The sequence below is a fragment of the Bartonella sp. AA83SXKL genome, assembly GCF_042196965.1.
Lineage (GTDB): Bacteria > Pseudomonadota > Alphaproteobacteria > Rhizobiales > Rhizobiaceae > Bartonella.
On record NZ_JBHIRG010000002.1, the window covers coordinates 98,191 to 125,079 of the forward strand.

Annotated in this window: 24 protein-coding genes; 7 read left to right on the plus strand and 17 right to left on the minus strand. The window is 37.7% G+C overall.

Annotated elements, in window-relative coordinates:
• Nucleotides 1–22: 22 nt before the first annotated feature.
• Nucleotides 23–694: a DUF421 domain-containing protein gene (locus tag ACFINO_RS01650; protein WP_375634302.1), complete on the minus strand. Its 672-nt coding sequence runs from the start codon at nt 692–694 to the stop codon at nt 23–25.
• Between the two features lie 39 nt (nt 695–733).
• On the minus strand, nt 734–2,242 hold the full coding sequence (gene cysS / locus ACFINO_RS01655; protein WP_375654942.1) for a cysteine--tRNA ligase: 1,509 nt from the start codon (nt 2,240–2,242) through the stop codon (nt 734–736).
• A 499-nt stretch (nt 2,243–2,741) separates the two neighbouring features.
• Here cysS and ACFINO_RS01660 point away from each other — a divergent pair, with 499 nt between their 5' ends.
• On the plus strand, nt 2,742–3,110 hold the full coding sequence (locus ACFINO_RS01660; RefSeq protein ID WP_375612942.1) for a TIGR02301 family protein: 369 nt from the start codon (nt 2,742–2,744) through the stop codon (nt 3,108–3,110).
• Between the two features lie 416 nt (nt 3,111–3,526).
• Here the strand turns inward: ACFINO_RS01660 and ACFINO_RS01665 are convergent, their stop codons facing one another.
• Nucleotides 3,527–4,855 (minus strand): dihydroorotase, encoded by a 1,329-nt coding sequence (locus ACFINO_RS01665; protein ID WP_375654943.1) that lies wholly within the window; start codon nt 4,853–4,855, stop codon nt 3,527–3,529.
• A 64-nt stretch (nt 4,856–4,919) separates the two neighbouring features.
• On the opposite strand from ACFINO_RS01665, the gene ACFINO_RS01670 reads away from it, so the two are divergent.
• Both ACFINO_RS01670 and ACFINO_RS01675 read left to right on the plus strand, forming a co-directional pair.
• A complete protein-coding gene (locus ACFINO_RS01670) occupies nt 4,920–5,792 on the plus strand; it encodes a YgfZ/GcvT domain-containing protein (RefSeq protein ID WP_375634152.1) in 873 nt (290 codons plus the stop codon).
• Nucleotides 5,785–6,402 carry a YfbR-like 5'-deoxynucleotidase gene (locus tag ACFINO_RS01675; protein ID WP_375654944.1) on the plus strand — a complete coding sequence of 206 codons (618 nt, stop codon included), beginning with the start codon at nt 5,785–5,787 and terminating at the stop codon, nt 6,400–6,402. Before ACFINO_RS01670 ends, ACFINO_RS01675 begins: the two co-directional genes overlap by 8 nt.
• A 593-nt stretch (nt 6,403–6,995) precedes the next feature.
• Here ACFINO_RS01675 and panB read toward each other — a convergent pair.
• From panB to rpoZ, 11 genes are all read right to left on the minus strand, one after another.
• Nucleotides 6,996–7,811 carry a 3-methyl-2-oxobutanoate hydroxymethyltransferase gene (panB, locus tag ACFINO_RS01680; RefSeq protein WP_375634156.1) on the minus strand — a complete coding sequence of 272 codons (816 nt, stop codon included), beginning with the start codon at nt 7,809–7,811 and terminating at the stop codon, nt 6,996–6,998.
• A complete protein-coding gene (panC, locus tag ACFINO_RS01685) occupies nt 7,808–8,668 on the minus strand; it encodes a pantoate--beta-alanine ligase (protein WP_375654945.1) in 861 nt (286 codons plus the stop codon). Before panC ends, panB begins: the two co-directional genes overlap by 4 nt.
• Nucleotides 8,669–8,691: 23 nt before the next feature.
• Nucleotides 8,692–9,438, minus strand: a complete 747-nt coding sequence (gene recO / locus ACFINO_RS01690; protein ID WP_375617640.1) for a DNA repair protein RecO — start codon at nt 9,436–9,438, stop codon at nt 8,692–8,694.
• 25 nt (nt 9,439–9,463) lie between these two features.
• Nucleotides 9,464–10,369: a GTPase Era gene (gene era, locus ACFINO_RS01695; protein WP_012754937.1), complete on the minus strand. Its 906-nt coding sequence runs from the start codon at nt 10,367–10,369 to the stop codon at nt 9,464–9,466.
• The gene (gene rnc, locus ACFINO_RS01700; RefSeq protein WP_375634160.1) at nt 10,362–11,069 is read right to left on the minus strand and encodes a ribonuclease III; all 708 of its coding nucleotides are present in this window, start codon (nt 11,067–11,069) and stop codon (nt 10,362–10,364) included. Before rnc ends, era begins: the two co-directional genes overlap by 8 nt.
• Complete coding sequence (lepB, locus tag ACFINO_RS01705) at nt 11,050–11,862, minus strand: signal peptidase I (protein ID WP_375640607.1); 813 nt, start codon at nt 11,860–11,862, stop codon at nt 11,050–11,052. The genes rnc and lepB overlap by 20 nt, the downstream gene beginning before the upstream one ends.
• 79 nt (nt 11,863–11,941) lie before the next feature.
• Nucleotides 11,942–12,343, minus strand: a complete 402-nt coding sequence (gene acpS / locus ACFINO_RS01710; protein ID WP_375654946.1) for a holo-ACP synthase — start codon at nt 12,341–12,343, stop codon at nt 11,942–11,944.
• A 37-nt stretch (nt 12,344–12,380) separates the two neighbouring features.
• A complete protein-coding gene (locus tag ACFINO_RS01715) occupies nt 12,381–12,953 on the minus strand; it encodes a DUF2062 domain-containing protein (RefSeq protein WP_375617637.1) in 573 nt (190 codons plus the stop codon).
• 92 nt (nt 12,954–13,045) lie between these two features.
• Nucleotides 13,046–13,624 (minus strand): orotate phosphoribosyltransferase, encoded by a 579-nt coding sequence (gene pyrE / locus ACFINO_RS01720; protein WP_375654982.1) that lies wholly within the window; start codon nt 13,622–13,624, stop codon nt 13,046–13,048.
• Nucleotides 13,625–13,640: 16 nt separating this feature from the next.
• Entirely contained in the window at nt 13,641–15,866 is a 2,226-nt protein-coding gene (locus ACFINO_RS01725) for a RelA/SpoT family protein (protein WP_375654947.1), read from the minus strand.
• A 128-nt stretch (nt 15,867–15,994) separates the two neighbouring features.
• Nucleotides 15,995–16,393 carry a DNA-directed RNA polymerase subunit omega gene (gene rpoZ / locus ACFINO_RS01730; RefSeq protein ID WP_375617635.1) on the minus strand — a complete coding sequence of 133 codons (399 nt, stop codon included), beginning with the start codon at nt 16,391–16,393 and terminating at the stop codon, nt 15,995–15,997.
• Nucleotides 16,394–16,957: 564 nt separating this feature from the next.
• On the opposite strand from rpoZ, the gene ACFINO_RS01735 reads away from it, so the two are divergent.
• A complete protein-coding gene (locus ACFINO_RS01735) occupies nt 16,958–17,626 on the plus strand; it encodes a uracil-DNA glycosylase (protein ID WP_375654983.1) in 669 nt (222 codons plus the stop codon).
• A 48-nt stretch (nt 17,627–17,674) separates the two neighbouring features.
• Here the strand turns inward: ACFINO_RS01735 and smpB are convergent, their stop codons facing one another.
• Nucleotides 17,675–18,151, minus strand: coding sequence for an SsrA-binding protein SmpB (gene smpB / locus ACFINO_RS01740; RefSeq protein WP_012231306.1), 477 nt, complete (start codon nt 18,149–18,151; stop codon nt 17,675–17,677).
• An 18-nt stretch (nt 18,152–18,169) separates the two neighbouring features.
• On the minus strand, nt 18,170–19,054 hold the full coding sequence (gene dapA / locus ACFINO_RS01745; RefSeq protein WP_375612952.1) for a 4-hydroxy-tetrahydrodipicolinate synthase: 885 nt from the start codon (nt 19,052–19,054) through the stop codon (nt 18,170–18,172).
• A gap of 251 nt (nt 19,055–19,305) precedes the next feature.
• On the opposite strand from dapA, the gene ACFINO_RS01750 reads away from it, so the two are divergent.
• The gene (locus tag ACFINO_RS01750; RefSeq protein WP_375654948.1) at nt 19,306–21,396 is read left to right on the plus strand and encodes a lytic transglycosylase domain-containing protein; all 2,091 of its coding nucleotides are present in this window, start codon (nt 19,306–19,308) and stop codon (nt 21,394–21,396) included.
• Between the two features lie 976 nt (nt 21,397–22,372).
• Here ACFINO_RS01750 and ACFINO_RS01755 read toward each other — a convergent pair.
• Entirely contained in the window at nt 22,373–23,143 is a 771-nt protein-coding gene (locus ACFINO_RS01755; protein WP_375654949.1) for an energy transducer TonB, read from the minus strand.
• 243 nt (nt 23,144–23,386) lie between these two features.
• Here ACFINO_RS01755 and ACFINO_RS01760 point away from each other — a divergent pair, with 243 nt between their 5' ends.
• Complete coding sequence (locus ACFINO_RS01760; protein ID WP_375654950.1) at nt 23,387–25,564, plus strand: TonB-dependent hemoglobin/transferrin/lactoferrin family receptor; 2,178 nt, start codon at nt 23,387–23,389, stop codon at nt 25,562–25,564.
• A 263-nt stretch (nt 25,565–25,827) separates the two neighbouring features.
• Entirely contained in the window at nt 25,828–26,871 is a 1,044-nt protein-coding gene (locus ACFINO_RS01765; protein ID WP_375654951.1) for a hemin-degrading factor, read from the plus strand.
• Nucleotides 26,872–26,889: the final 18 nt, after the last annotated feature.

Genomic DNA, 26,889 nt, shown 5'->3' on the forward strand with positions numbered 1-26,889 from the left:
TATACCTACCCGTTTTTTGAAGTTAGACTGTTTTTGAAAAAGGAACAAGAAATAATCCACTATACAATTTATTATTTTGATCTATATTTTCATACCACTCTGCTGCGAATAAACTTTCAACTTTTACATGTTTTTTTTTCAATTCTGCCTGAAGCCACTTTTTTGTTTTACCAATCTCTTTAAGTCCCTCATCAATAACTTCACCATTTTCTATTAAAATCGTCGATTTCTTTCCCTCTTCCTTTTTAATGACAGTGAAATCACCATTGGTTTCCAAACGAACAAAAGCAGCTTCATGTAAGTGACACCCTTTAAGACGTAACATCGTAATGAGATCATTAATATTGATCCCTAAGCTCTTAATCTTATCCATTTGGAAAACTCCATCTAAAACTAATGTGACATTCCGCCCTGCAATAAGACGACGAAAAAAAACTGAATAGCGTGCAATAAAATTAAAAGATGTAATCAAGGTTTGCCAGATGAATAAAACAAGCAATAATTGAATGCTACTAATATTCTGATTATAAATAACTCCTCCAATAATACCTCCCATGACAAAATTACTGACCAAATCAACTGGTGTCATCTGACTAAGACTCCCCCGCCCCGTCGTTCTTAAAATAAATAAGAAGGCAACAAGACCTACAGCCAGTTTAAGCGCGATATATCCATAATGATATAAAAATTCCATCATATTCTCCTTTTTTATGAAGCTGCTGGAATAGAGAAATTAAAATCGTTTTATTTCCCACACAGTTATGCGCTCACCACTCTGCGGATCCTTACTGTCTTTTAAAAGAACCCCCTCGGCTGCAAGCTCATCACGAATTGTATCCGCAGCTTCCCACTCTTTATTATGGATAAGTCTTAGTCTTTCGGCAATGCGCTGATCAATAAATTTTGTATCAAGGAAAGTTTTTCTCATAAATAATGGGCAATCTATTTCTTTAATCCATTCTTGTCTTAACAGTCCTAATAAATTCATCCCATTCAGAAGAGCCAAAGCATTTCCTTCTTTATAAAATTTTCGCAAAAGAGTCAGTGCTTTTGGAGTATTAAGATCATCACTAAGTGCATCTATCAAAGTATCATCAATTGCTTCATTGTTTTTCATCTCACTCTTTTTGCTGCGAAGCCATTCATACCAACGATACAGTTCGCTGCTCGATTGTATTAAACGCTGTGCTGTCCAATTTAATGGTTCACGATAATGCGTTTGCAACATCGAAAAACGCGTAGACAAACCAGCCCAATTTTGCTTCATTTCATCGGTTAAAATACCATTAAACTCCCCAAAATTATTCTCTAAAACAGAACGAATAGTTATGAAATTGCCAAAGCTTTTCGACATCTTTTTGCCTTCAACTTGTAAAAAACCATTATGCATCCAAAAATTAGCCATTCGCTCCGTCCCAAAAGCTGAACAACTTTGTGCAATCTCATTTTCATGATGAGGAAAAATTAAATCAATTCCACCACCATGGATATCAAAAACATTGGCGGTCGGATCATCACAGGTTAAACCACCGCCATAGGGCGCTAATAACTTTGCCATTGACATTGCAGAACATTCAATATGCCAACCTGGACGACCTAAAACAGGAATTCCGCCCGGTGATTCCCAACCTGGTTCTCCTTCCACAGAAGGCTTCCACAAAACAAAATCCATCTCTTCCCTTTTATAAGCAGCAACATCGATACGCGCCCCCGCCCTCATTTCATCTAAAGAACGATTTGCAAATGCCCCATAATGGGGAGGATTTTTTATGCTACTTACAGAAAATAATATATGATTTTCCGCTTCATAAGCGTGCCCCTTTTCAAGCAACCTTTCAATTAAAGAGCGCATCTCCTCTAAATGCTCAGTGGCGCGTGGCTGACTGGTTGGCAACAGACAACCAAGTGCTATGGTATCTTGTTGAAACTGAGAATATGTACGTTCTGTTAAGTGACGAATAGCCTCATTCAATGATACGTTTGGATATTCGCTAGCTGCTCGTGCATTAATTTTATCATCGACATCTGTAATATTACGCGCATATAGAACATGCTCATTGCCATAAACATGACGCAATAAGCGAAATAAAATATCAAAAACAATAACAGGACGTGCATTTCCTATATGCGCATAATCATAAATTGTCGGTCCACAAACATAAAGACGTACTCTTGTCGCATCTATTGGTGTAAATTTTTCTTTTTTACGTGTTAGCGTATTATAAAATCGCAACTTTTTCATTTATTGACTCCATGGACGATATTATGCACCGATCCTTTTAGATGTATCTTATCTCAAATCATTGTATTACGCGGTTTAAGCTAAAAACTTGTATCTTATACTAAATTCTTCTTACCATTTTCCCATTGTATTTACGGCTGTATTCATCGTTTATCATAAAAACAATCTATTTTATTTGATTGGACAAAAGCGTTCTATCATTAGAGATGCTTTCCCTCCTTAAAGAAAATGAGCTTAGAAAAAAATCTATAGGCAATACAATATAAATCTATGTGAAAAATAGATAGCTTGCAGGCAGAAAATCTTAAATTTTTAACCACACAAAGCTTCGTCAGTATTTTCAATATTCCACAATGGGTTCCTTACTGCCTCTTACGCCCTATATTTTATAATCAATAATTGAGAATAATGTAGCAATTAACTTTATTTTTTTACACCGTTCTCATGACAAAATTATTTTATCTTTACAGAGTTTTATTCAAAGAAAGCAATAAAAATAATGCGGTATAGATTGATGAACATCATTATTTTAATATTTCTTGTCATTTCAATGCCAACCTTTGCACAACAATCTCCACCTTATGAAAAAAAATTACTCCGACTAGCAGAAATTTTGGGATCATTGCATTCTCTCCAAAATCTTTGCGAGCCTCCAACAAACCAATGGTATGACTATATGAATGCACTGATTGAAGCAGAACGCCCCATTCCACAAAGACGTGCTTATTTTTATGAAGCGTTTAATGAAGCGTATCGTGCTTTCTCAGAAAATTATCATCATTGTACACAAGCAGCCATTGAAGCCAACCAAAGATACATTGAGGAAGGAAGAATTTTATCTGAAAACCTCCTCATGCATTATAAATAATTAATCTATACAAAAAGTAGCTCTCTCAATCTTAGCGATATCAATGATACTCCTTTCACAAATGCGGGGAGCAATAAACCAGCTCTGAAAATAGAGAGACGTTTAAAGAATAATGTCTTGATACGCTTTTATTCATATGCGCCTTTTTCCCCATACAAAACTGTTCTTTGGCTTCCTCCCCACACTTTAACGGACAAAGATTTTTAACTAAATTTGCTCTGTAAATAATCTAGGTTCTTGTTGAATAAGTTTCCTCTTGGCTTCCCACTCATGTAATTTGCTTCATAGTTTCTAAAAACAAGCCTAAAAATATTCACCACGCATAAAAAAACACTTATGTGCCAAAGAGGCTGACATACCCTATATCACCACTCTAAAAGATGGTATTTTACGGCATACTTATAATTTTAATTTTTTTACACCAAAGTTTCTATAAATTTAACAGGCTCTCCTTGTGAAGGTGTAACAATTTCACCTTCCCACATAACGCGCATACCACGGATAATAGTCCCAACAGGCCAACCTTTAACTTTTTGACCATCATAAGGTGTCCAACCGGTACGCGAACCAATTAAGCTATTCGTAATAATTTCTTCTCGCTTAAGATCAACAATGGTTAAATCAGCATCAAACCCAACAGCAATGCGCCCTTTACAACTTATACCAAAAATACGACTAGGGCCATGTGAAGTGAGATCAACAAAACGTTCAAGAGATATTTTTCCTGCATTCACATGTGTCAACATAATTGCTGCTGTTGTTTGCACGCCTGTCATACCTGAAGGTGAAGAGGGATAAGGTTGAAGTTTTTCTTCAAGAGTATGAGGCGCATGATCTGAACCTAAGACATCAATAATTCCTTGTTGAACACCGTACCAAAGAGCGTCACGGTGGCGCGGCTCACGAATAGGCGGATTCATCTGAATTAATGTACCAAACTTCTTATAATCATCAGCCGTGAGCGTCAAATGATGTTGTGTCACTTCAATTGTTGCAACATCCTTATGTTTTTTTAGAAAATCAATTTCTTCTTCTGTCGAAAGATGTAACACATGAATCCGAGCCTTCGTCTCATGAGCAATTTTTACCAAACGCTGCGTACATTTTAATGCCGCAACTTCATCACGCCAAATCGGATGTGACGATGCATCCCCTTCAATACGCAATATTTTACGCTCTTTGAGCCTCGCCTCATCTTCAGAATGAAAAGCCGCACGACGGCGTGTATTCTTCAAAATAAGGCGTACACTTTCATCATCATCAACCAAAAGATCACCGGTAGAGGACCCCATAAAGACTTTAATTCCAGCCGCACCAGGAAGTCTTTCTAATTCAGATAGTTCATGAGCATTTTCACGCGTTCCTCCAACCCAAAATGCAAAATCACAATGCATTCGATGAAATGCACGTTGAACCTTATCGCTTAATGTTTCTTCTGATGTTGTCAATGGATTGGTATTAGGCATTTCAAAAACTGCCGTAACACCCCCTAAAACAGCAGAATACGAGCCACTTTCCAAATCCTCCTTATATTCATTTCCTGGCTCACGAAAATGCACTTGGCTATCAATAATTCCTGGTAAAATATGAAGCCCCGTACAATCAATGACCTCACTAGCCGATGCACATGTAAGGTTACCTATTTCAGCAATACGACCATTTGTAACACCAATATCACGCTTGCTTCTTCCATCATGATTTACAAGTGTTGCACCTTTAAAAATTGTATCAAATGTTTTAAACATAACCACGCTCCTTACATATTGCTCACTTATCGATTATGTAACTTTGAGCAGAAAGGCAAGAACCATGATTGAAAAACAAAATGCCATTTGCTTAAAAAACCGCGGGCTTATTCAAATTACAGGTGAAGAAGCAACAGATTTTCTACAATCCCTGATCACGACAGATGTAAAAAAAATTAGTCCACAGGAACTTTTCCCTGGAGCCCTTTTATCCCCACAAGGAAAGGTTCTTGCTGATTTTCTTATCGGAAAAAAAGAAGATGGTTACTTGATTGATATCAGAATGCCTTTAGCTGATACGCTCCATAAGCGTCTGTTGCTCTATAAGCTGCGCAAAAAAGTAGAAATTACACAACCATTCCAAGAGCTTGTTACAGTTTCTTTGAATAATGAATCAGATGCTTTAAATTTTGATTCAAGTTTTGTTGATAAACGCTTCCCACAACAAGAAAAAATAATACGAATCTATGGCAAAAAACCTTTTTTGACTTCAGAATATCATGACACATGGAATCAATTGCGTATCCGTTATGCAATTGCGGAAAGTGATCAAGACTATGAAATTGGCAAAGTCTTTCCTCATGATATTAATTACGATCAAATCAATGGACTTGCATTCAATAAAGGATGTTATATTGGACAAGAAATTGTTTCACGAATGCACCACCGCCGTGCAGCACGTCGCCGTATTTTTATTGTAAAAGGCCAGTGTAAATTAACCCCTCAATCTAGCATTGAAGCAGGAACAAAAGTGCTTGGCTACTTGGGAACATGTGTAGAAAATGAGGCTCTTGCTTTAATGCGTATTGACCACGTCAAAGATGCTATGGATCATAACATCCCCTTTACTGTAAAAAACATTCCTGTCACTATAAGCATTGCTGAAAATATGAATTTTACCTTTCCTGAAAATACTATAGAAAACACTCATGGCTAAAGCTGAATTATTAAAAAATGGAGAAGCCCGCGCTTGGCAAAGAATGCTCTCTGGAAGGCGACTTGATCTTCTCGACCCTTCTCCTTTTGATGTTGAAATTGAAGATATTGCCCATGGACTTGCTCGCGTAGCACGTTGGAACGGTCAAACACGAGGAGAGCATGCCTATTCTGTTGCACAACATTCACTTTTGGTTGAACAAATATTTCAAAAACTTTTTCCACAATCGGGAAGCAATGAATGTCTTTATACCCTTCTTCATGATGCTCCAGAATATGTCATCGGCGATATGATTTCCCCTTTTAAAGCTGTCATAGGAAAACAATATGAACGCGTTGAAAAGCGCATCCAAGATGCTATCCACATGCGCTTTTCTCTTCCCGTTGATCTTTCTCAAAAACTTTTAAAAAAAATTAAACAAGCCGACCGTATTGCTGCCTATTATGAAGCGATTACGCTTGCTGGATTTAATACAGAAGAAGCCCTTCACTATTTTGGCTCTCCCAATAATATTCTACCCGATGATCTTAATTTATCCCCCTATTCTACACAACACATTGAAAACGCATTTTTAACGCGCTTTAATGACTTAGATGCCCAAAGATTATAGACTCTTCGCATTGTTGATTCCTTGTCATTACAGACTCATCACACTGACTTATAATAATAATTCATTGTTTTTTCATTTTGAATGAGAGCTCCTAATATCGTAAGCTTCACTCATTTCAAATCTGTTTATATTGAATCAATCAAAATCATTCTCTTGCACACCACAAGCGGGGCTGGCGTGTGGGTAAAATTTTTTAAAGAAAGAGTTAAAATGCTTCTTATGAACCATCTCAAGTGCTAAGCGCTGTCGCAGCATTGAAAATTGGCAAAGTGTGTGATGATGCCGGCTTGCTTTCTTATGAAGCGTAAAGACGGGAGTGCTCTATAAATTTTATACACTTCATAAGGGACTTACCACTATATTATTCACGAACGCCGTCGCGAAATAGGATTGGGTGCCTTAAGAAAGCTCTCTTTAAAAAAGCACGTGAATTAGCGACCCAATGGCGTTCTGTTTTGCATGAGAGGCGTGACTCCATTCAAGAAATGGAAAAAATCACAGCTCAAATTGTATACAAAATATATTAAATAATGCACATTTATTATCAAAACAACAAATGTTCTCTTGTCAAACCTTTCATCTTAAACTGAAGTTTATTTTAGTTTATAAACTTCATTATCCGCTGGGAAAGCACGAGATGTGACATCCTCTGCATAATTCTTTATTGCAGTTTCCATGGCTTGTTCAAGGTCTCCATAACGGCGTACAAATTTTGGCACATGAGAACCATAGCCCAACATATCTTCCATAACCAATACTTGTCCATCACATTGATTAGACGCCCCTATACCGATCGTAGGGATAGAAAGCTTATTTGTCAGTTTCACCGCTAAAGGTTCGACAATCCCTTCTAAAACAACAGCAAAAGCACCTGCCTCTTCAATCGCTGCTCCATCTGCTTCAATTCTTTGCCAATCATTCTCCTTGCGTCCTTGTGTTTTGAAGCCACCAAAACGATTCACCGCCTGGGGTGTAAGACCAATGTGCCCCATCACTGGAATGCCACGTTTACACAAAAAATCTATTGTTTCTGCTATATAAACACCCCCTTCAAGCTTAACTGCACCACACCCCGTTTGAGCAAGAATACGCGATGCATTAAAAAAAGCTTGTTCTGGACTTTCTTCATAAGAACCAAAAGGCATATCAATAACCACAAGAGCTTTTTGAGATCCACGCACCACGGCTTTCCCGTGTAAAATCATCATATCTAAATTAACAGGAAGCGTTGTCTCAAACCCATACACAACCATCCCAACGCTATCACCAACCAAAAGGATATCGCAATATGGATCAGCAATCCGCGCAGTATAAGCTTGATAAGCTGTTAAAGAAACAATTGGCTGTTGTCCCTTTCTTGCACGTATTTCGGAAGATGTTATACGCTTTACGGTTTTATGTACACTCATTTTCCACCCTTCTCTTGCAATATATATTGATCAATCAGCCTTACCTCACCAAAGCGGACAGTAAGAAGTAAAACTGCTGGTTTATTCAATGTTCCTCTAATCATGCATAAAGTTTCCATATCCCGTAAATCTATCGCTTCAATGATTGCACGCGTTTCTTGTTGTAAAATATCATGAACAGTTTTGCATAATTTATCAACCGACCGTTCACCTTCATGGTAAAGCTTTTCAGCAGCTTTTCCACTTTCAGGAAGAATTTTGGCAGCTTTACGATCTTCTAATGTTAAAAGCTGATTGCGTGAAGAACAAGCTACACCATCTGACTCCCGTAGAATAGGAACTCCAACGATTTCAATAGGAAAAGCCAAATCTTCAACCATACGCCGAATAATTAAAATTTGTTGAAAATCTTTTTCCCCAAAAAAAGCCTTATCTGGTTGGACAATGTTAAAAAGTTTAGCAACAACGCTTGTTACACCACAAAAGTGCCCTGGACGTAATTTTCCCATCAAAATACGTGATAATTTTTTCACTTGTACAATTGTGTCATTTCCTGGTGGCCACATTTCATCTACAGAAGGAGCAAAAACACATTCAACACCTGCTTCTTTTAACAAAGCACAATCGCCCTTCAAATCTCTTGGATATTGAGAAAAATCTTCATGAGGTCCAAATTGCTTTGGATTGACAAAAATAGAAACTACTACGCGATCACACATTGCTCTTGCATACTGTACTAATGCAAGATGACCATCATGCAATGCCCCCATTGTTGGAACAAAACCAATCGAAAAACTTAAACGTCGTTCCTCTGAAGTATATTGGCGAACTTCAGCAATTGTCTTTAAAATTCTCATTTTCCCATTCAATTATCATCAGATCAACAAATTAATGCCTGTACACCAAATTGGCGCTCAAACAATTGTATCAAATTCATGCGCACTGACGGCTGCTTTATATCTCGTGGCTCCCAGACATGACGCATAAGAAAAAAACCCGTCAGTATAAAACCATTTATTATATCACTAAAATCAGCAGGACGAGTCATTCTTTGTACAAGAAACTGTGGTAGAATAAGAAGTTTTTTTTTCCAAGGTTCTCCTGCTTCTTCACAGACAGCCCGACCAGATTTTGGTGATACGTAATGAAGCCTTTCCTGACGACCTGTTGCAGCACAACAAGATAAATCAAGACCAAAACCAAGTTCTTCAAGAAGCCGCATTTCAAAACGTACAAGCAATTCTGCATTTACAAATGGTTCATCAAAATTCTGCATAAAAAGGTGTAAAATATCATATAAAATGGGGTGCGGATCACGTTCGGGAAGAAGCCGCAAATGAAAAGCTATCAATTGCAAAGCATAAAGTGCTTCTGGTAGACAGATTAATCGTGCCGCATGTAAATCAAGAGCTTCAAGCCGAAAAAGTCCCAAATGTTCGTCTAAACGAGCCCACCATTCAGCCTCCACAAAATTTCCAGGTTGAAGAAGAGCTGCCATGCGACGCGAGCGCCCCCCTTTTACCACTCCCATATAACGACCATGTTCACGTGTCATAATCTCAAGAATAACACTTGTTTCACCATATTGGCGCGTACCAAGTATAACGGCTTGTTCTTTCCACTTCATTTTACTTTAATTATTTTTAAAAATCTTATTTTAAAAAATCCAATCCCATTTCACGATAACGTTCTGGATCGGTATCCCAATTATCGCGCACTTTCACAAAGAGAAAAAGATGAACCTTTTGATCCATAATTTCCATGAGTTCTTTACGTGCTGCTTGACCAATCGCTTTAATTGTATCGCCTTTTGCTCCTAAGACAATTTTTTTCTGACTCTCACGCTCGACATAAATAACTTGATTAATTTTAACGGAACCATCTGAACGCTCTTCCCAGTTTTCTGTTTCAACCGTTGAGGAATAAGGAAGTTCATCATGAAGACGAAGAAAAAGTTTTTCACGCGTAATTTCAGCAGCAAGATGACGCATAGGCATATCAGAAATTTGATCTTCCGGATAATACCATGGTCCTTCCTGCATCATGTTACTCAACGCATGAAGTAAATCCTTGCAACCAGAACCGTTTAGAGCAGAAATCATAAATGTTTGCGCAAACTTTACACGTTCATTTATTTTAGTGGTTAACGCTAGAAGAGATGATTTAACAACTGTATCAACCTTATTAAGAACAAGAACTTTTTCTTGTTTCATATTGTTTACAATATCTAACATCATATCAACTTCATCCGAAAGACCACTTTGAGCGTCAATTAAAACAAGCAGAACATCAGCGCTCTTAGCCCCTCCCCAAGCAGCAGAGACCATGGCTCGTTCTAAGCGCTTATGGGGACGAAAAACACCCGGTGTATCGACCAACACAATTTGCACATCATCATGAATGACAATACCGCGGATTAAAGTTCGTGTTGTTTGTACCTTATGTGTTACAATTGAAACCTTTGTTCCAACCAATTGATTAACCAATGTCGATTTACCGGCATTAGGCATCCCAATAAGCACAACAAACCCAGAACGCGTTTTCATAACGTCACTCATGATTATTTTTTCCCACTGTTTTCCATACACCCTCTCGTCGCAAAATTTTTTCAGCTGCCATTCTTTCAGCATATCTTTTGGAGCTTCCCTGCCCAATCTCTGAAGCAAACCCAGAAATACTGACCTCTACCATAAAAACAGGATCGTGATCTGGACCTGAACGTTTTATAACCTGATAATGTGGTTGTGCATTGCCTTGGATATGCGCCCATTCCTGTAATTCTGTCTTGGCATCACGTCGACCAGCATCCATTTTCTTTGCCCTACTTTGCCAATATTTTTGAATAAAAGGGCGAACACTTTCCAATCCTCCATCGAGATATATTACGGCAATCAAAGCTTCCACGACATCTGCATGCATATTGATAAGTCGACGCCCCTCAAAATTTTTCATCTCAAAACCAACACGGATCATATCAGGAAGTCTCATTTCACGCGCAATATCAGCACATGTCTGTGCATTGACCAGATGATTTAAACGGACTGATAATTCACCTTCACTTGCCTGAGGAAAAAGTTGATACAGCATCTCTGCAATCAAAAGCCCTAAAACCCGATCCCCTAGAAACTCTAGTCGTTCATAATTCCCCTGTTCCGAATCTTGTACACTCGAGTGTGTTAATGCCTTCTTTAACCTCTCTTCATCTTTAAAACGATGCCCCGTCAGCTTGAAAAGCTGATCAATCATGAGACGTTTCATCGTTGTTTCCTTGCTTGATAAGCGGCAAATCATGAACCGTATTTATGAAAGAAAACAAACGTTTCCAACGCACATCAAATGGCCAACGCCAAATCTGCCAAGCACTTGAACCATTACTGATAGAAAAGAAAATCACGCTCGCGCGACCAATAAGATTTTCTTCTGGAACATAGCCTACATCTAAACGACTATCATCTGAATTGTCGCGGTTATCCCCCATCATAAAGTAATGTCCCTGAGGAACTTCAAAGACTTCTGTATCATCAACTTTCGGGATGAAAGCTAAATCAAGTGTATCATAACTGACACCGTTAGGCATTGTCTCGCGATAAACCTCAACAGGATAGTTCACTTCCGTTATATCAGAATTATCAATCTCCCCCATAAAGTGACGTGAAACAGCCTCATCATTAATATAAAGGACACTTTGACGGACTTGTATACGATCACCTGGTAGCCCAACGACGCGTTTTATATAATCAATCTTCGGATTACTTGGTAAGCGAAAAACGACCACATCTCCACGTTGAGGTTGAGATGCCCAAATCCGTCCAGAAAAAAGAGGAGGAGAAAAGGGAATGGAAAAACGAGAATACCCATATGCATACTTAGAAACAAACAGATAATCTCCCACCAACAAAGTAGGACGCATTGAACCGGAAGGAATACTAAACGGCTGGAAAAAAAGTGTCCGAATAAACGCTGCTAAAAGCAAAGCCTGTATTAAAACAGAAATAAATTCAAGAAGCCCACCTTTTTTTTCTTTTTTATGCACTTTATCTTTTGGGATCATCACCAACTGCCTTCTCATCACAGATATAATTTTTTTCATCATAATATTCAAATAACAAAAGCACAATCTCTCACGCCATCTATCCACGTGGAAGTGCTTCGATAATAATAAATGCCTGTGCCCAAGGAAAATCATCTGTTATGCTAAGATGAATAACTGCATCATGATGAGGAGGTAATAACTTTTGAAGTTGCATTTGCGCACAATTTGTTAATTGCATTATTGGTTTACCAGATGGCAAATTAACTACCCCCATGTCTTTCCAATTGATACCACAAGCGATTCCCGTTCCTAAGGCTTTAGCACATGCTTCTTTCGCAGCAAATCTTTTTGCATAGGAAGAGGAGCTTTTTTTGAGATTTTCAGATCTATTTCTTTCAATATCCGTAAAAATCCGTTGGATAAAACGCTCACCATAACGAACCAACATTTTCTCAATACGTCGTATATCAACCAGATCATTTCCAAGACCAATAATCATAAGATATTACCCGATCTTTCTTACGATGAGCGCTTCTTTAAACGCCTTTTTTTATAATCTTTTGATATCGCTTTTGTTTAAAACGAACCGTTGCTCTGTAAACACCTATATAAGATAAACCACCAAAAACAATACCTAAAAGAGTTCCCCCTAAAATCATAGGACTCATAATTGTATCCCATGCGCCTTTAAAGAGGAGAGAGAGATTTGACAATGTCAAACCATTAAATAGAGCACGAATTTGCGAAAGAGAAATCTCTTTGACATCGCTAAAAAGTGATAAACAAAAATACCCTACTTTATAATCAGCCATGACAATCAATAAAAATGTGAGTGGATTAGAAAAAATTGTCCCAATGATTGCGGCAGCAAAGTTTGCACGCAAAAGCCAAGAAAAAAATATTGCCAAAATAATATGCAACCCAAAGAAAGGTGAACAAGCTAAAAAAACGCCAACAGCAACCCCTAATGCTACTTCATGCGGTGTTGCTGATATACGCAAAATACGTTTATGTATGTAGCAAAATGAGCGAGAAAATGAACGACGTGGCCATAACCAAAGTCGAATACGCGTTACAAAATCTATTGGTTTTCGACGACGAAAAAGCATATGACTCTCAATATACATCTTTTGATGATGAAATAATCTATATCATCCAAATTAATCTTTTTAAGCTTTTGCACAAAAAAATAGAACGACAATTAAATATTTCGACTGCCTGGTTTAATCGCGGGAAGAACAGAAAGCTCTGCAGGAAGTGCATCACTAGCATAAGAGGTTATCTCGTATTCAGCAAGCGCAATCAATGGAACTCCAACATTGACCTTACTACCAGAACGATCAAGGATACATGCACTGGCCAATACCTCTGCTCCTGCTGTAACAAGCGCTTCAACAGTCTCACGAATGGAAAGACCCGTTGTTACAATATCTTCAACAATAACAACCCGTGCACCCTTCTTGATTTCAAAACGACGCAATTCAAAGATGCCATTTACACGCTCTACCCAAAGAGAAGGAACACCAAGGTGACGTGAAGTTTCATAGGAAGGAATAAGACCCCCAATTGCGGGACCAACAACATAGTCAATTTTTCCCTCGATAGATTTTTTGATTTTTTCAGCCAATCCACGACATAACTTTTCCGTCAAGTCAGCATGCATGAATACTTTCGCTTTTTGCATATAAGTCGCACTATGGCGCCCCGATGTTAAAATAAAATGCCCTTTTAGAATAGCATCTGCTTGTTTAAAAATATCAATGACATCTTGTGTATTCATTGCAAAATCTTTCTTTTTATCCATGAACCCGCCGTACTGTACTTACTGAACCTGCCTTTTTTAACTGAGAAAAAATACGATTCAAATGTTTTAAATCCCACACTTCCAAATCAATCATAATTTCTGTAAAATCTGGTGCTGTACGGATAAAAGATAAATTTTGGATATTGGCATCGTTAGCAGAAATTATTTGTGTAATTTCAGCCAAAGAACCAGGACTATTTACAACTAAAATATTCATCCGTGCAGGAAAACGTTCATTCATTTGGGCATCAATATCCCAGCGGACATCAATCCATCGTTCTGGCTGATCATCATACGCCATCAAAGCTGAAGACTGTATTGGATAAATAACAATCCCAGCTCCTGGCTGCATAATACCAACAATCCGATCTCCAGGTACTGCTCCTTCCGGTGAAAAACGTACGGGTATATCTCCACGGGTTCCTCTAATAGGCAAGGCTTTAGATTGATGATTCTCGACCATTGCATTCTTTTCATTTTCTGGAACTTTAAAAATCATACCTTGAGCATTTTCAATATTAAACCAACCTTCTTCCCCAGGCTTAAAAGATGACTTTTGTACCACACGGTGATCTTGATAATCAGGATAAACCGCTTTAATCACATCAGCGGAAAACAGCTCTCCACGCCCAACAGCAGCCAATACATCCTCTACATCTTTACGTGCTAAACGTGGCAAAACTTTCTTCAAAAGGTCTTTTGAAAATTGCTTTCCCATATATTCAAATGAACGCTCTAGAATACGATATCCTAAACCCGAATATTGTTTACGTACCGCTGCACGACTTGCTCGTCGAATAGCTGAACGTGCTTTACCCGTGACAACAAGAAATTCCCATGCTGCTGGCGGAATTTGAGCGTGTGAGCGAATAATATCAACCTCATCACCATTTTTTAATTTGGTCATTAAAGGCATAATACGACCATTGATTTTTACACCAACACAAGAATCACCGATATCTGTATGGACGGCATAAGCAAAATCAATAGGCGTAGCTCCTTTAGGAAAAGCAATTAATCGACCTTTCGGCGTAAAACAAAAAACTTGGTCTTGAAAAAGCTCAAGTTTTGTATGTTCTAAAAACTCTTCTGGATTATCTCCATCAGACAAAGATTGTATCGTTTGACGCAACCATGCATAGGCATTCGTTTCACTTGATAACTTCACAGTCGAATAATTGGAACCGTGCTCTTTATATATGGAATGAGCAGCAACCCCATATTCAGCAACTTCATCCATAGCAGCCGTTCTAATTTGCAACTCAACACGTTGTCTTGAAGGACCAACAATTGTTGTATGAATAGAACGATAATCATTTTGCTTTGGTATAGAGATATAATCTTTAAAACGACCAGGAACCATTGGCCATGTCGTATGAATGACACCAAGAGCACGATAACAATCATTCACGGACTCAACAATCACACGAAATCCAAAAATATCCGATAATTGTTCAAAAGATAATGCTTTACTTTCCATTTTGCGAAAGACTGAATAAGATTTTTTCTGACGGCTTTTAACATCTGCTTTAATGCCATGCTCGAAAAAAAGTTTTGTCAATTCATTTTCAATTGTGGAAAGCAAATCACGGTTGTGTTTCAATAATTCAGAAAGTCGATTGGTAATCGTACGATAACCTTCTGGATTTAAATAAAAGAAAGAGAGATCCTCTAATTCCTCACGCATATCCTGCATACCCATACGACCTGCAAGTGGCGCATAGATATCCATCGTCTCCTCAGCAATTCGCCGACGTTTATCATCACGCATAACACCAAGGGTACGCATATTATGAAGACGATCAGCAAGTTTGACTAAAAGAACACGAACATCATCAGAAATAGCTATAAGAAGTTTACGAAGATTTTCTGCTTGTACGGCTTTCTTTGATACAAGATCAAGCTTATTAAGCTTTGTAAGCCCCTCAACCAACTTTCCAATTTCAGAACCAAAAAGCTGATCAATTTCTGCTCGTGTAGCGCTTGTATCTTCAATTGTATCATGCAAAAGAGCAACAGCAATCGTTGCCTCGTCCAACCGCATATCTGTCAAAATAGCAGCAACTTCTAAAGGATGAGAAAAATAAAGATCACCTGACGCACGCTTTTGATGTGCATGCTTTTTCATTGCATAATCATAGGCCCTGTTTAAAAGAGCCTCATCTACGTCAGACTTGTAACGTTGAACACGTCCAACAAGCTCACACTGACGCATCATACGAGCATATCCTTTATCTTTTCACACCCCTAATCTTTATTGAACACGTCCTATTAATAAAAGACACGAAAAATAATTGCTCCTCACATGACAAAGTATCTTTACCCCTCTAACATAAATTGCTGCAATTAATAATCGTCACTTTTTTCTGGAACAACCAAACCTTCAATACCCGCTAAAAGCTCTTCTTCTGACATATGATCAAATGAAGTACCTTCTTCTTGCGACGACGTATTAAAAACACTTTCAGCTTCACCTGAATGGGTAATAAATCCACTTGCCATTTCTGGCTCATCTACTTCCACATGCTTTTGCAGCGAATGAATAAGGTCTTCCTTTAAATCAGCAGGCGACAATGTTTCTTCTGCTATTTCACGCAAAGCAACAACTGGATTTTTATCATTATCACGATCAACCGTAATCTGCGCTCCTTGTGAAATCTGACGCGCCCGATGACCTGCTAAAAGTACCAATTCAAAGCGGTTGTCAACTTTATCAATACAATCTTCTACCGTTACGCGGGCCATTTATGCCTCTTTCTCAAATAAAAAAATAATAGCGGATAAAGGAGTATATACAATAATCAAAATAAAACACAAGAAAAACAACACAAACTTTTATATTTTTTGATTAAAGAACTTATTTAAAAAAAATCTTGGAAAATTTATAAAAATGTATAACCTATCCATGCTCGTTATCAAAATTTCTTTTAAAAGCATTCCAATAGATTGACTTCAAACAAAGGGAGGTCTTTCTTGACAAAATACTTGTCTGGAGTCCTTATCCTTTTAAAAGGAATACCTGCTGTTTAAACCCTTTGCAATAACAACAGCCTTATACATACTTTTTATGATAATATCTTCATCTAAAGAGAGAACTTTTTTCTTTGAACGTCATGTGTATCGCACTCTTATTCATCGAATAAATTACTGAAAAATGACCTCTCTTTACACAATAATGAGCAATAAGTTTATATTAAACTTTCTTCTAAAAAGTTTATTTATATTCATTATAGATTGTTTATCAAAACATAACCCGTCATATACGCTATAAAGACTCAAAAAATAGAAAAACGATTGATGCCTAACACCATGAATAGCCAATTAACATCACTGTGCCCAGAACCACCCAAAAATTGCAATTTATGTCCGAGGCTTCATCAATTTATCGCTGGCTGGCGTGCAAAAGAACCAAGTTGGTATAACGCACCGGTGCGCCCATTCTTTCCTTATAAAGGGCCAGATACAACACGCCTTCTTATTGTTGGGCTTGCTCCTGGATTACGCGGAGCAAATCGAACTGGACGTCCATTTACTGGTGATTATGCTGGGCACTTACTTTATTCAACTCTAAAAAAGTTTGGTTTTGCCCAAGGAACCTTTGAAGAAAGAGCAGACGATACTCTTGAACTTATTGATGCAGCAATTGTTAACTCTGTTCGTTGTGTTCCACCAGAAAATAAACCCACCGGTGCAGAAATTAACACGTGCCGCTATTTCTTCTCACCTCTTTTAACAAATCTTCCCAAACTTAAAGCCGTTATTACCTTAGGCACCATTGCGCACCATTCAACGATACGTGCCCTTAATGCAAAAGTTTTAGCTCACCCTTTTGGACACGGCGAAATCAATAACATCGGCAGATTACGCATCTTTTCGAGCTATCACTGTTCTCGTTATAATACAAATACTGGACGTTTGACAGACGCCATGTTTCATCAAATCTTTCAAGCAGCAAAAACATACTTAGATCAATGCTAAAACTGTTTTAAACAGCGCTATGAATAAAGAATATCTAGATCGCATCCATTAGCCATACCTTTTTAAAAGTCTTGCTTTTTCACGTCCCCAATCGCGTTTTTTTTCCGTTTCGCGCTTATCATGAAGCTTTTTCCCTCGCGCTAGAGCGATCTCCAACTTAACGCGCCCTCGTTCATTAAAATAAAGTTTGAGAGGAACAAGTGTCATTCCTTCACGAGACGTTGCATTAAAAAAACGTGCCATCTCACGTTTTGAAAGTAATAATTTGCGCAAACGTCGTGGTTCATGATTAAAACGATTAGCCTGCGTATATTCAGGAATATAGCTGTTTACTAACCATAATTCCCCATTCTCAAAACTCGCATAGCTTTCAGCAATATTGGCATGATTAGAACGTAAGGACTTCACTTCCGCTCCCTGAAGGACAAGACCAGCCTCGAGATTATTAAGGATTTCAAAATTAAAACGTGCTTTACGATTGTCAGCAATTATTTTCCGTACGGGCGCGTTCTTTTTTTTATTCATGGCTTTGTCAATATCATTTTATGCTTTTAAAAGACCAGCATGACTGAGGGCTGCATCAATAATCTTCTTTGTTCTTTCTGTTAATGGAACAATAGGAGAACGCACAGTATCACCACAAAATCCTAATTTTGCAGCAGCATATTTAATACCTGCTGGACTAGGTTCAATAAATACAGCACGATTAAGAGGCATCAAGCGATCATTTAATTCTCGTGCTGTTTTATAATCACCACGAAAACAAGCGGCTTGAAGCTCTGCACAAAGCTTTGGAGCAACATTAGAGGAAACTGAAATACACCCCATACCTCCATGTGCATTAAAACCTAACGCCGTACAATCATCACCGGAAAGCTGCACAAAATCTTTTCCACACTTTTCACCTTGTTCACTAACGCGCTCAATTCTGCTCGTTGCATCCTTAACACCAATGATATTGTTAAAATCTTGATAAAGGTCTTTCATCGTTTCTACAGCCATATCGATAATAGAACGACCAGGAATATTATAAATTATAATTGGAATAGAAACAGCTTTGGCAATGGAAGAAAAGTGCTTGTATAAACCAGATTGATTTGGTCTATTATAATAGGGAGTGACAACCAAAACTGCATCTGCACCAGCTTTTTGCGCGTATTGTGCAAGCTCTACGGCCTCACTTGTGCTATTTGATCCCGCTCCAGCAACAACAGGAACACGCTTTGCAACCTGCTCAACACACAATTCTATAATCCGCTTATGTTCTTCATGACTTAACGTTGCTGATTCACCTGTTGTCCCAACAGGGCTTACACCGTTAATCCCTTGTGTGATCTGCCATTCAACAAAATCACAAAACGCCTTCTCATCAATCGCGCCCTTGTTATCAAACGGTGTGATAAGCGCAGTTATAGCTCCCTTGAGCATGATAAACTCCCTATAATGTTTGCTTTTATTTTTTTTATAATCGCCTTTTATAAATTTTAAATAGAGCATAATCTTGCTCTATCATTGAAGCAAGATGAATTTCAAAAAAAGCCCCCATAAGATGAAAATGTCCCTCCTTAAATGTTGAACATTTCTTTAAAATAAGCCGTCTATATTAACGCGTTTTTCATGCTTGTGTTCTATAAATCCTTAAGTTTTTACAAAAAGCAAGGTCTCAAGGTCTTTTCTCTATGCGTGTATTTTCCACCTCTCTTTTCGTATCAACCTTTACTGCACTTATACTGGCAATAAGAATTTTATTTTCAAGTGCATACGCGCAAACACCCCTTTTGCAAGGAAACGTACCAATCCCTTTGGTTCGCCCTACTCCCTTTACCGCAAAAGAAGCTCAAGAATCTCTTCAACAGATACACACGACATCACACAATACTGCTACACTTCAGCAACTAAAAGCTGGATTAGATGCACTAGCAAACAACAATATTGCAAAAACAATAAATCTTCGTAATTCAATGGAAAAACATAGCCTTGATCGTTATATTTTGACATGGGCGCTAGGACTATCAAAGCAAAATAATATACCAAGCTCTGAAATATCTAATGCAATTAACATGCTAAAAGGATGGCCTGGTATAGAAACGATGCAACGCAATGCTGAACGTGCTTTTCTTAACGAAACCAATATCACACACGCCATTATCCAAAAATTTTCTCATCATCCCCCCCTTACAGCACAAGGCATGGCTCTCTTTGCTAAAGCACTCATTGCAACGGGACAAATCACCCGTGCTCAACACATTATTGCACCATGGTGGCATAAAACACGGCTTAATGCACAAGAAGAAGTATTTGTTCTTAAAAATGCAAGTGCTGCCTTAAAACCTATTGATCATTTAAAACGCATGCAGTTTATGTTGTATGCACATCGTTTTGATTCAGCGGCACGCGTTGCAAAATTAGCCCATGCTCAATCTCTTTTTGATGCTTTTGTAGCCGTTGAAAAAAATGACCCTAGAGCTACACAAAAATTAAAAGCTGTAGAGAGATCATGGAAAAAAGATCCTCTCTTCCAGTTTGCTCGAATGCGCCATCTGCGGCGAACAGAACAATATGATGCAGCCGCAACACTCATGATGAAAACATCACAAGATGCATTCCATCTTATGAACCCTCAATCATTGTGGAAAGAGCAACGCGCCCTTTCTCGTGAAATGCTTGATTTAAACAAACCCCAAATAGCTTATCAACTCGTTGCAAGGCACACTGGTATGACATCTGCATTAGCCGTCGATGCTGAATTTCACGCAGGATGGTATGCACTACGGTTTCTTCATAACCCTAAGTTGGCAATGCAGCATTTTTCACGTATTCCTCAACTCTCTTCTTTACCTTTTTATGCATCACGTGGATATTACTGGATGGGACGAACAGCAGAAGCGCTAAAAGAACATCAAAATGCCCAGCAATACTTTCATCGCGCCGCTCATTTTGGCGCAACGTATTATGGTCAATTAGCCGCTGCGCGACTCAACCAAAAAAAAATTAATATCTCTTTTCCTAAACCAACAATCGCTGAGCGACAACATTTTAGTGCACGAAAAGCGATCAAAGCAATTCAACGTCTTGAAGAAGCTGGATATGCTGAGTTTGCTAAAGTTTTTTATAGAGAACTCGGAAAAAAAATAGAAAGCCCCGGTGAATTAGCTCTTCTGGCTGTTATGGCAGAAAAAAATGGTGACTATTATACCAGCCTCAGAATCGGAAAAATGGCTGCTTTCCTAGGAAAAAATGTCGGAGCACTCTCTCATCCTCTGGGAGCTATACCAGACTCTGCTCATATTTCTGTAGAAGAAAAATCGCTTATCTATGCCATTGCACACAAAGAAAGCGAATTTAATCCAACAGCCATATCACAAGCAGGTGCACAAGGGATACTCCAATTGCTTCCTACAACTGCAGAAGCACTAGCAAAAAAATACTCAATCGCATGGTCTCCTAAAAGATTTAGCAGTGATGCGCGTTATAATGTGACATTAGGCACCCATTTTCTCAATGAACAATTGGAACGTTTTAATGGATCCTATATACTAACTCTTATTGGCTATAATGCGGGTCCCCGTCGAGTCAATGAATGGATAAAACGTTATGGCGATCCTCGAGGTCAATCTCTCGATAACGTCATTGATTGGATTGAACGTATTCCTTATACAGAAACACGTAATTACGTGATGCGTGTCATGGAAAATTATGGTGTCTACAAAGCAAGACTCACTGGGAAAATAGATATAAAAACCGACTTGCTTTCTGGTCGACGGAAATAATATGCCTTAACTTCCCAAATAGCATTTGAAAGCGTTGATAAGAAGTGTTTTTATTCCTTTTTAAATAGTACCATACCCACTTTCTTAGGACGTATAAGAAAGTAATTTTAATTGATTCAGTATTAATAAATTCGAAATGATGAATTATCATTATAAATCAACAGGTAGTACAAATAATTCATTTCTTCTCAACATAGATGACAATATCATAGAGATTACAAATATAAGAGAAGAGTGAAACAAATAGCTCATCCTTTTACTGTTGCTTATTAGTCAATATTCAAATCTTGTGAAACAGCTTATTTTAAGACTATTTTTTCTGCTTACAATATTTCTATACCCAATAGGGGCGCATTATTGTGTATATCGTTTAGATTATCTCTGATAACAGAAAGAGAGACACATTGAGTTAGAAAGCCTTAAAGACAAACAATTCTCTTCTGCCCCTTCCCTTTTCATTCGGTTTTACGACTTTTAAATATGTCAATATCTTTTAATAATAAAGATGAATCTTTGCTTTTTTCTCATTTTTACATATAAGCTCACATCCTTTACACAAAACAGAGCATCCCCAAATAGTATGTTTTTCTTATTTATATTATTGTTTTATTTTAATGTTTCTAAGTCCATTTCACAACGGTGTATCTGAAAAGTACTTACGAAAATCCTCTCACGAATGGTATAAAAATCGATTAGACACGATTAACCTTTAATTAATAAAACCTATAGCTCTATCATCCCTTAACTCCCAATGTTGCAAAAGCCCTTTCATTTAGAGCACTCATAAGAAGTATATTCACTGCTTTTTAGAAGTTTTTTATTCATGCTCCTCCTCAACTTGTATCATAAGTAAGCAGATGGTTTTGATTGATTCAACATCAAAAAAATTCGAATAAATTATATTTGAACTTTCATTAAAATTATAAACAATCATTATAAATCAATATATTATAAGAAAAGCGCCCCGCATAAAAAATCAGCTAAATATTAGGGATACTCTAATTGTTTTATTCACTTTTGATGGTGGTGGTGGTGGAAAAGAACCAACGCGTTGAAGGGCTGCCATCGCTAATCGATCAAGTTCCGGATCACCAGCAGAGACTGCTACACGACTAGAAAAAATACTCCCCTGCTCATGCACCATAAATTCTAACTTCACCGTTCCTTTTGTACGATTGGTGCGCTGTCCCACAATATAATTTTTTTGCCTTTCTAATTGTGACTGTACCTTTGCTAACCACTCCATTAACAACATATCTTCAAGCCCTGCTGTACCACCGCCCTTGTTGATGGAAGAAGAACGTACCGCCTTTGCATTGGAGCGCTTTACTACAGCCTTTGGCATCGGTATTGTTTTTTTGATAAACGCTTTATGATCCACTTTTTGAGGTAGGGGTTCTTCCAAAGGCTTTAAGTCATCTTGTTCTACTATATGCTGAGGTTCTTCCGATTGAACTTCATCCACGGATTCCAATCCTTCTGACTCCTGCTCTAGGAGATCAGACTGTAATACTTCTTGCTCTGTATTAATATCCGACTCTCTATGAATATCTGGCAAATCTGTATCAACATCCGGATATACAGTTTCTTGCACAAAATTCAGCATAATCTCCGACGAGAGCAAACCATTACTTATACCAGTACTTTGAAAATAAAACTGTGCTGCTAATAATACATGCAAAAAGAAAGCCCCAATAAATGCACCAATCCAAAGAGTTAATAATTGTTTCGTATTTGCAAAATTCATCGTTTCTTCTGCCACTATTTTAAGCTTAATATTGGTGTTCAATCTCATTAAAACAGGCTATTTTGAAATTGCAACTTTTTTCTTGACTGATTTTGTCATGTTTAATATGGTCTTCTAATGATTTTGTGCCGTTGTCAAAATCATTCCTACTTGGCTGGCAAGTTTTAATCAGTGAGTCCAGCCTTTTTGTATTAAAAAAATTTCAAAACAGAGAGGGGATGGTTAAAAGGGTTATGATGTGTTATGCAAATAAGACGAAAAAATATCTATAAAAGCTGTGTAATTTTAAGTGCATTATCGGTCTGTATACCTTCATTTGTTTTTGCACAAAATAAAGATGGAAGTGCTGTCACTGAACTTAAACCAATCCTTATTAAAGGAAAAAAAATAGAAGATGCTTCAAATTCAATAACCATTCTGACTGATCGTAAGACCAACAAGAATATTGATGAAAGACAAATAACTGATGTTTATGATGTGAGTCGTCTTAATCCTTCCGTATCCTATAACTCAGAAAATAACAGTTTCGTTATTCGGGGTTTAGATGCAAACCGTGTTCTTACGACAATGGATGGTATTTCTCTTCCATGGTTTAATGATATATTCCGTGGTGGAGGTGGAAACACAACTTTTGATTTCAATGCTCTTTCTACGTTTGATACTATTCAAGGATCAGATTCTAGTCTTTATGGTTCTGGCGCCTTAGGGGGAATCATTGCGTTGCGTACTCTTGATCCTGAAGACCTGATCGTGGAAGAAAAGAATTGGGGAAGCCTTATAAAAGGTGGTTATAATTCTGTTGATAACAGCTGGCGCATCGATCAAACTTTTGCTGTGCGTAATTACCGGACATTTTTACTTTTTCAAGGATCTTATGTAGAAGGTCATGAGCGCAAAAATATGGGAACAGTAGAAGGGTATGAAGAACGCACGCGCAAAAACCCTTCTCACTTTGATAAAAATAACTTGCTTTTTAAAATTCATCAATATTTGAGTGATAATCACCGCCTTGGTTTTACCGCAGAGCGTTTTGGTCATAATAGTAACACACATGAATTAAATTCGTCTAAAAGATACGCTCCAGGTTCGGTTTATGAGCAGGATAATAAACTTCGTGAGCGCTTTTCTCTTTCTTATAATTATAATGGTAATGGTGATGCAGTTCTTGATGCGTTTAATGGGCAGCTTTATTGGCAAAGGCAATCAAGTCGTTACGTTATGACAGGCGTTCGTGTTTCAGCCCCCAAAGGAGATTATTTGAGAGATAATTTCTTGCGTAATATCAATTATGGTTTCAATGCTGATGCCCTTAAAAAAGTGGATTTTGGCACTATAAACCATACGTTAAAGTTTGTAATAAATGTTTCGTCATCTAAATTTCATCACTATTTGTTAGGTAAAGACAATTGTCATATAAAAGAATACGCTCGGGGATGTCTTTTTGTTCCTGCTAATCGATCAGATTCACCAGACACAAATGGTTACAATTTAGGTTTTGTTTTTGAAGATGAAATTGGGTTGGTTGATGATCGTTTTCGTGTAACACCGGGAATCCGGTATGATTGGTACAAATATGTTCCTCAGAAAACACCTTCTTATGAGAAAGCACTGATTTCTGATAAATTCCCTCCAGAAAGAAGTGGCTCACGCTTTTCTCCTAAATTACGCGTGGAGTGGGATGTTCGTAATCAAGTAACGCTCTATGCTCAGTGGGCACAGGCTTTTCGTGCACCACGTATTTCAGAACTTTACGTCTCTTATATCAAACCTTCTGCTTATTATGTGAAAGGGAATCCTGATCTTCAACCAGAAACAAGCAATGGGTATGATGTTGGTCTACGGTATGGAAATGTAAATTTCGGTGGTTCCTTCAATGCCTTTTTCAATCAATATAAGAATTTCATAGATACTGAGGATAGAGGTCCATCAGAGGAATTTAGATTTGCGCGTCGGCATTACATGAATCGTTTTCACGTGCAAATTTTTGGTGTTGAGACAAAAGCCCATTTAGTTCTTAAAAATGGTTTTCATAGCAATGTTGCTCTTGCTTATTCACAAGGAAAAGATCTTGATAAAAAGGAGTATCTTAACTCAATTCCTCCTTTGAAAGCAGTTATCGGATTAGGATATGCAAAAGAGGTTTGGGGAAGCGATATTATCCTTACTTTGGCAGCTAAACGTGACAAAGTAGCCGGAGAATCTGATTACCAAAAAATTCCAGGATATCATATCGTTGATATGACAGGGTGGTGGAAACCATTCGGTGAAACGGGACCTATTCTAAGAGCCGGTGTTTATAATCTTTTCAATACAAAATATTGGAATGTATCTGAACTTCCTTCAGGTAAAAGTTCAACACCAAAAGATTATTATAGCCAGCCTGGTCGTAACTTTAAGGTGTCGTTTGTACAAAAGTTTTAGTCACTTCTGTTAATTATTCGGTCAATAAAATCGTATTGATAAAAGGATTAATTATTGTGTTTCTATTTTCAACATCTTTTAAATTACAAAGATTTGGTAGAAAAGTTTTAATTCTTTCTGTTTTATCGTTTTTTGATTGCTCAGCTGTTGGCGATAGAGTGTTATTTTGTGATAGATTGAACTCTTAAAAGAATTTAATTTATTGCCTTGGAATTGTAAAATTTGAAAGTTAGTTTTTGAGTTAAGTAACATAAGGTAAATTCATGGCACATACAGCTGAAATGATTCTTCGTTTGCGTGAAGAAAAAAAAGAAATGCGAAACCGCGATTTTGCGGTTTCGATTGGTATATCTGAAGCAGAGCTTATTGCGGCTTATTGTACCATTGGAAAAGCAAAAAGGCTACAAACTGATGTTGCTACTCTCTTGGAAAATGCACCTCGACTTGGAACCGTCATGGTCTTAACTCGCAATGAATATGCTGTTCACGAAATAACGGGACGTTTTGAAAAAATTGTTCAAAACGAACATATTCCTATCACACTTGGTGAAATTGATTTGCGTATTTTTACAAAACAATGGAAGTTCGGTTTTGAATATGATGTCGTTATTCTTGGAAAACCTACAAAAAGTCTGCAATTCTTTGATCAACATGGCGTTGCTATTTTAAAGGTCTATTCTAAAGATATGACAAATATCGAAGAGTGGAATAAACTTGTTGAAAAGCTCCTTCTTGAAGATCAGTCTCCTGTTCTTAACATTCTTCCCGTTTCTCTTCCAGCCCAATGTGACATAACAGAATTGGATATTGAGAGTTTTCGGGATCGTTGGCGGAAAATGACAGATGTACACCAACTTCACAAAATTATTTCCGAATTTAAAATTAATCGACATCATGCTGTAAAATATGTTGGTAATGAATTTTCCGATGAATTACAGGTAAATGCTGTTGAAATAATGCTTACCCAAGTCGCACAACAAGAACTGCCAATCATGTGTTTTGTTGGGAATAAAGGGTGTATTCAAATTTTTAGTGGGACTGTAAAAAATATTAAGCAAATGGGACCTTGGCTTAATATTCTTGATCCAAGATTTGACCTTCATTTACTCACGTCCGGAATTGCTAGAGTATGGCATGTTCGCAAACCTACCCGTGATGGTTATGTCAGTTCACTTGAAGTTTTCGATAAAGATGATGAGATGGTTATTCAATTCTTTGGCGTACGCAAGGAGGGTCAAAAAGAACGTGAAGATTGGCGTTCTTTATTGAATAGTTTGCCATCATGCCAAGAAAACAGCAGTAACTAAGATAAGATAAGGTTAGAC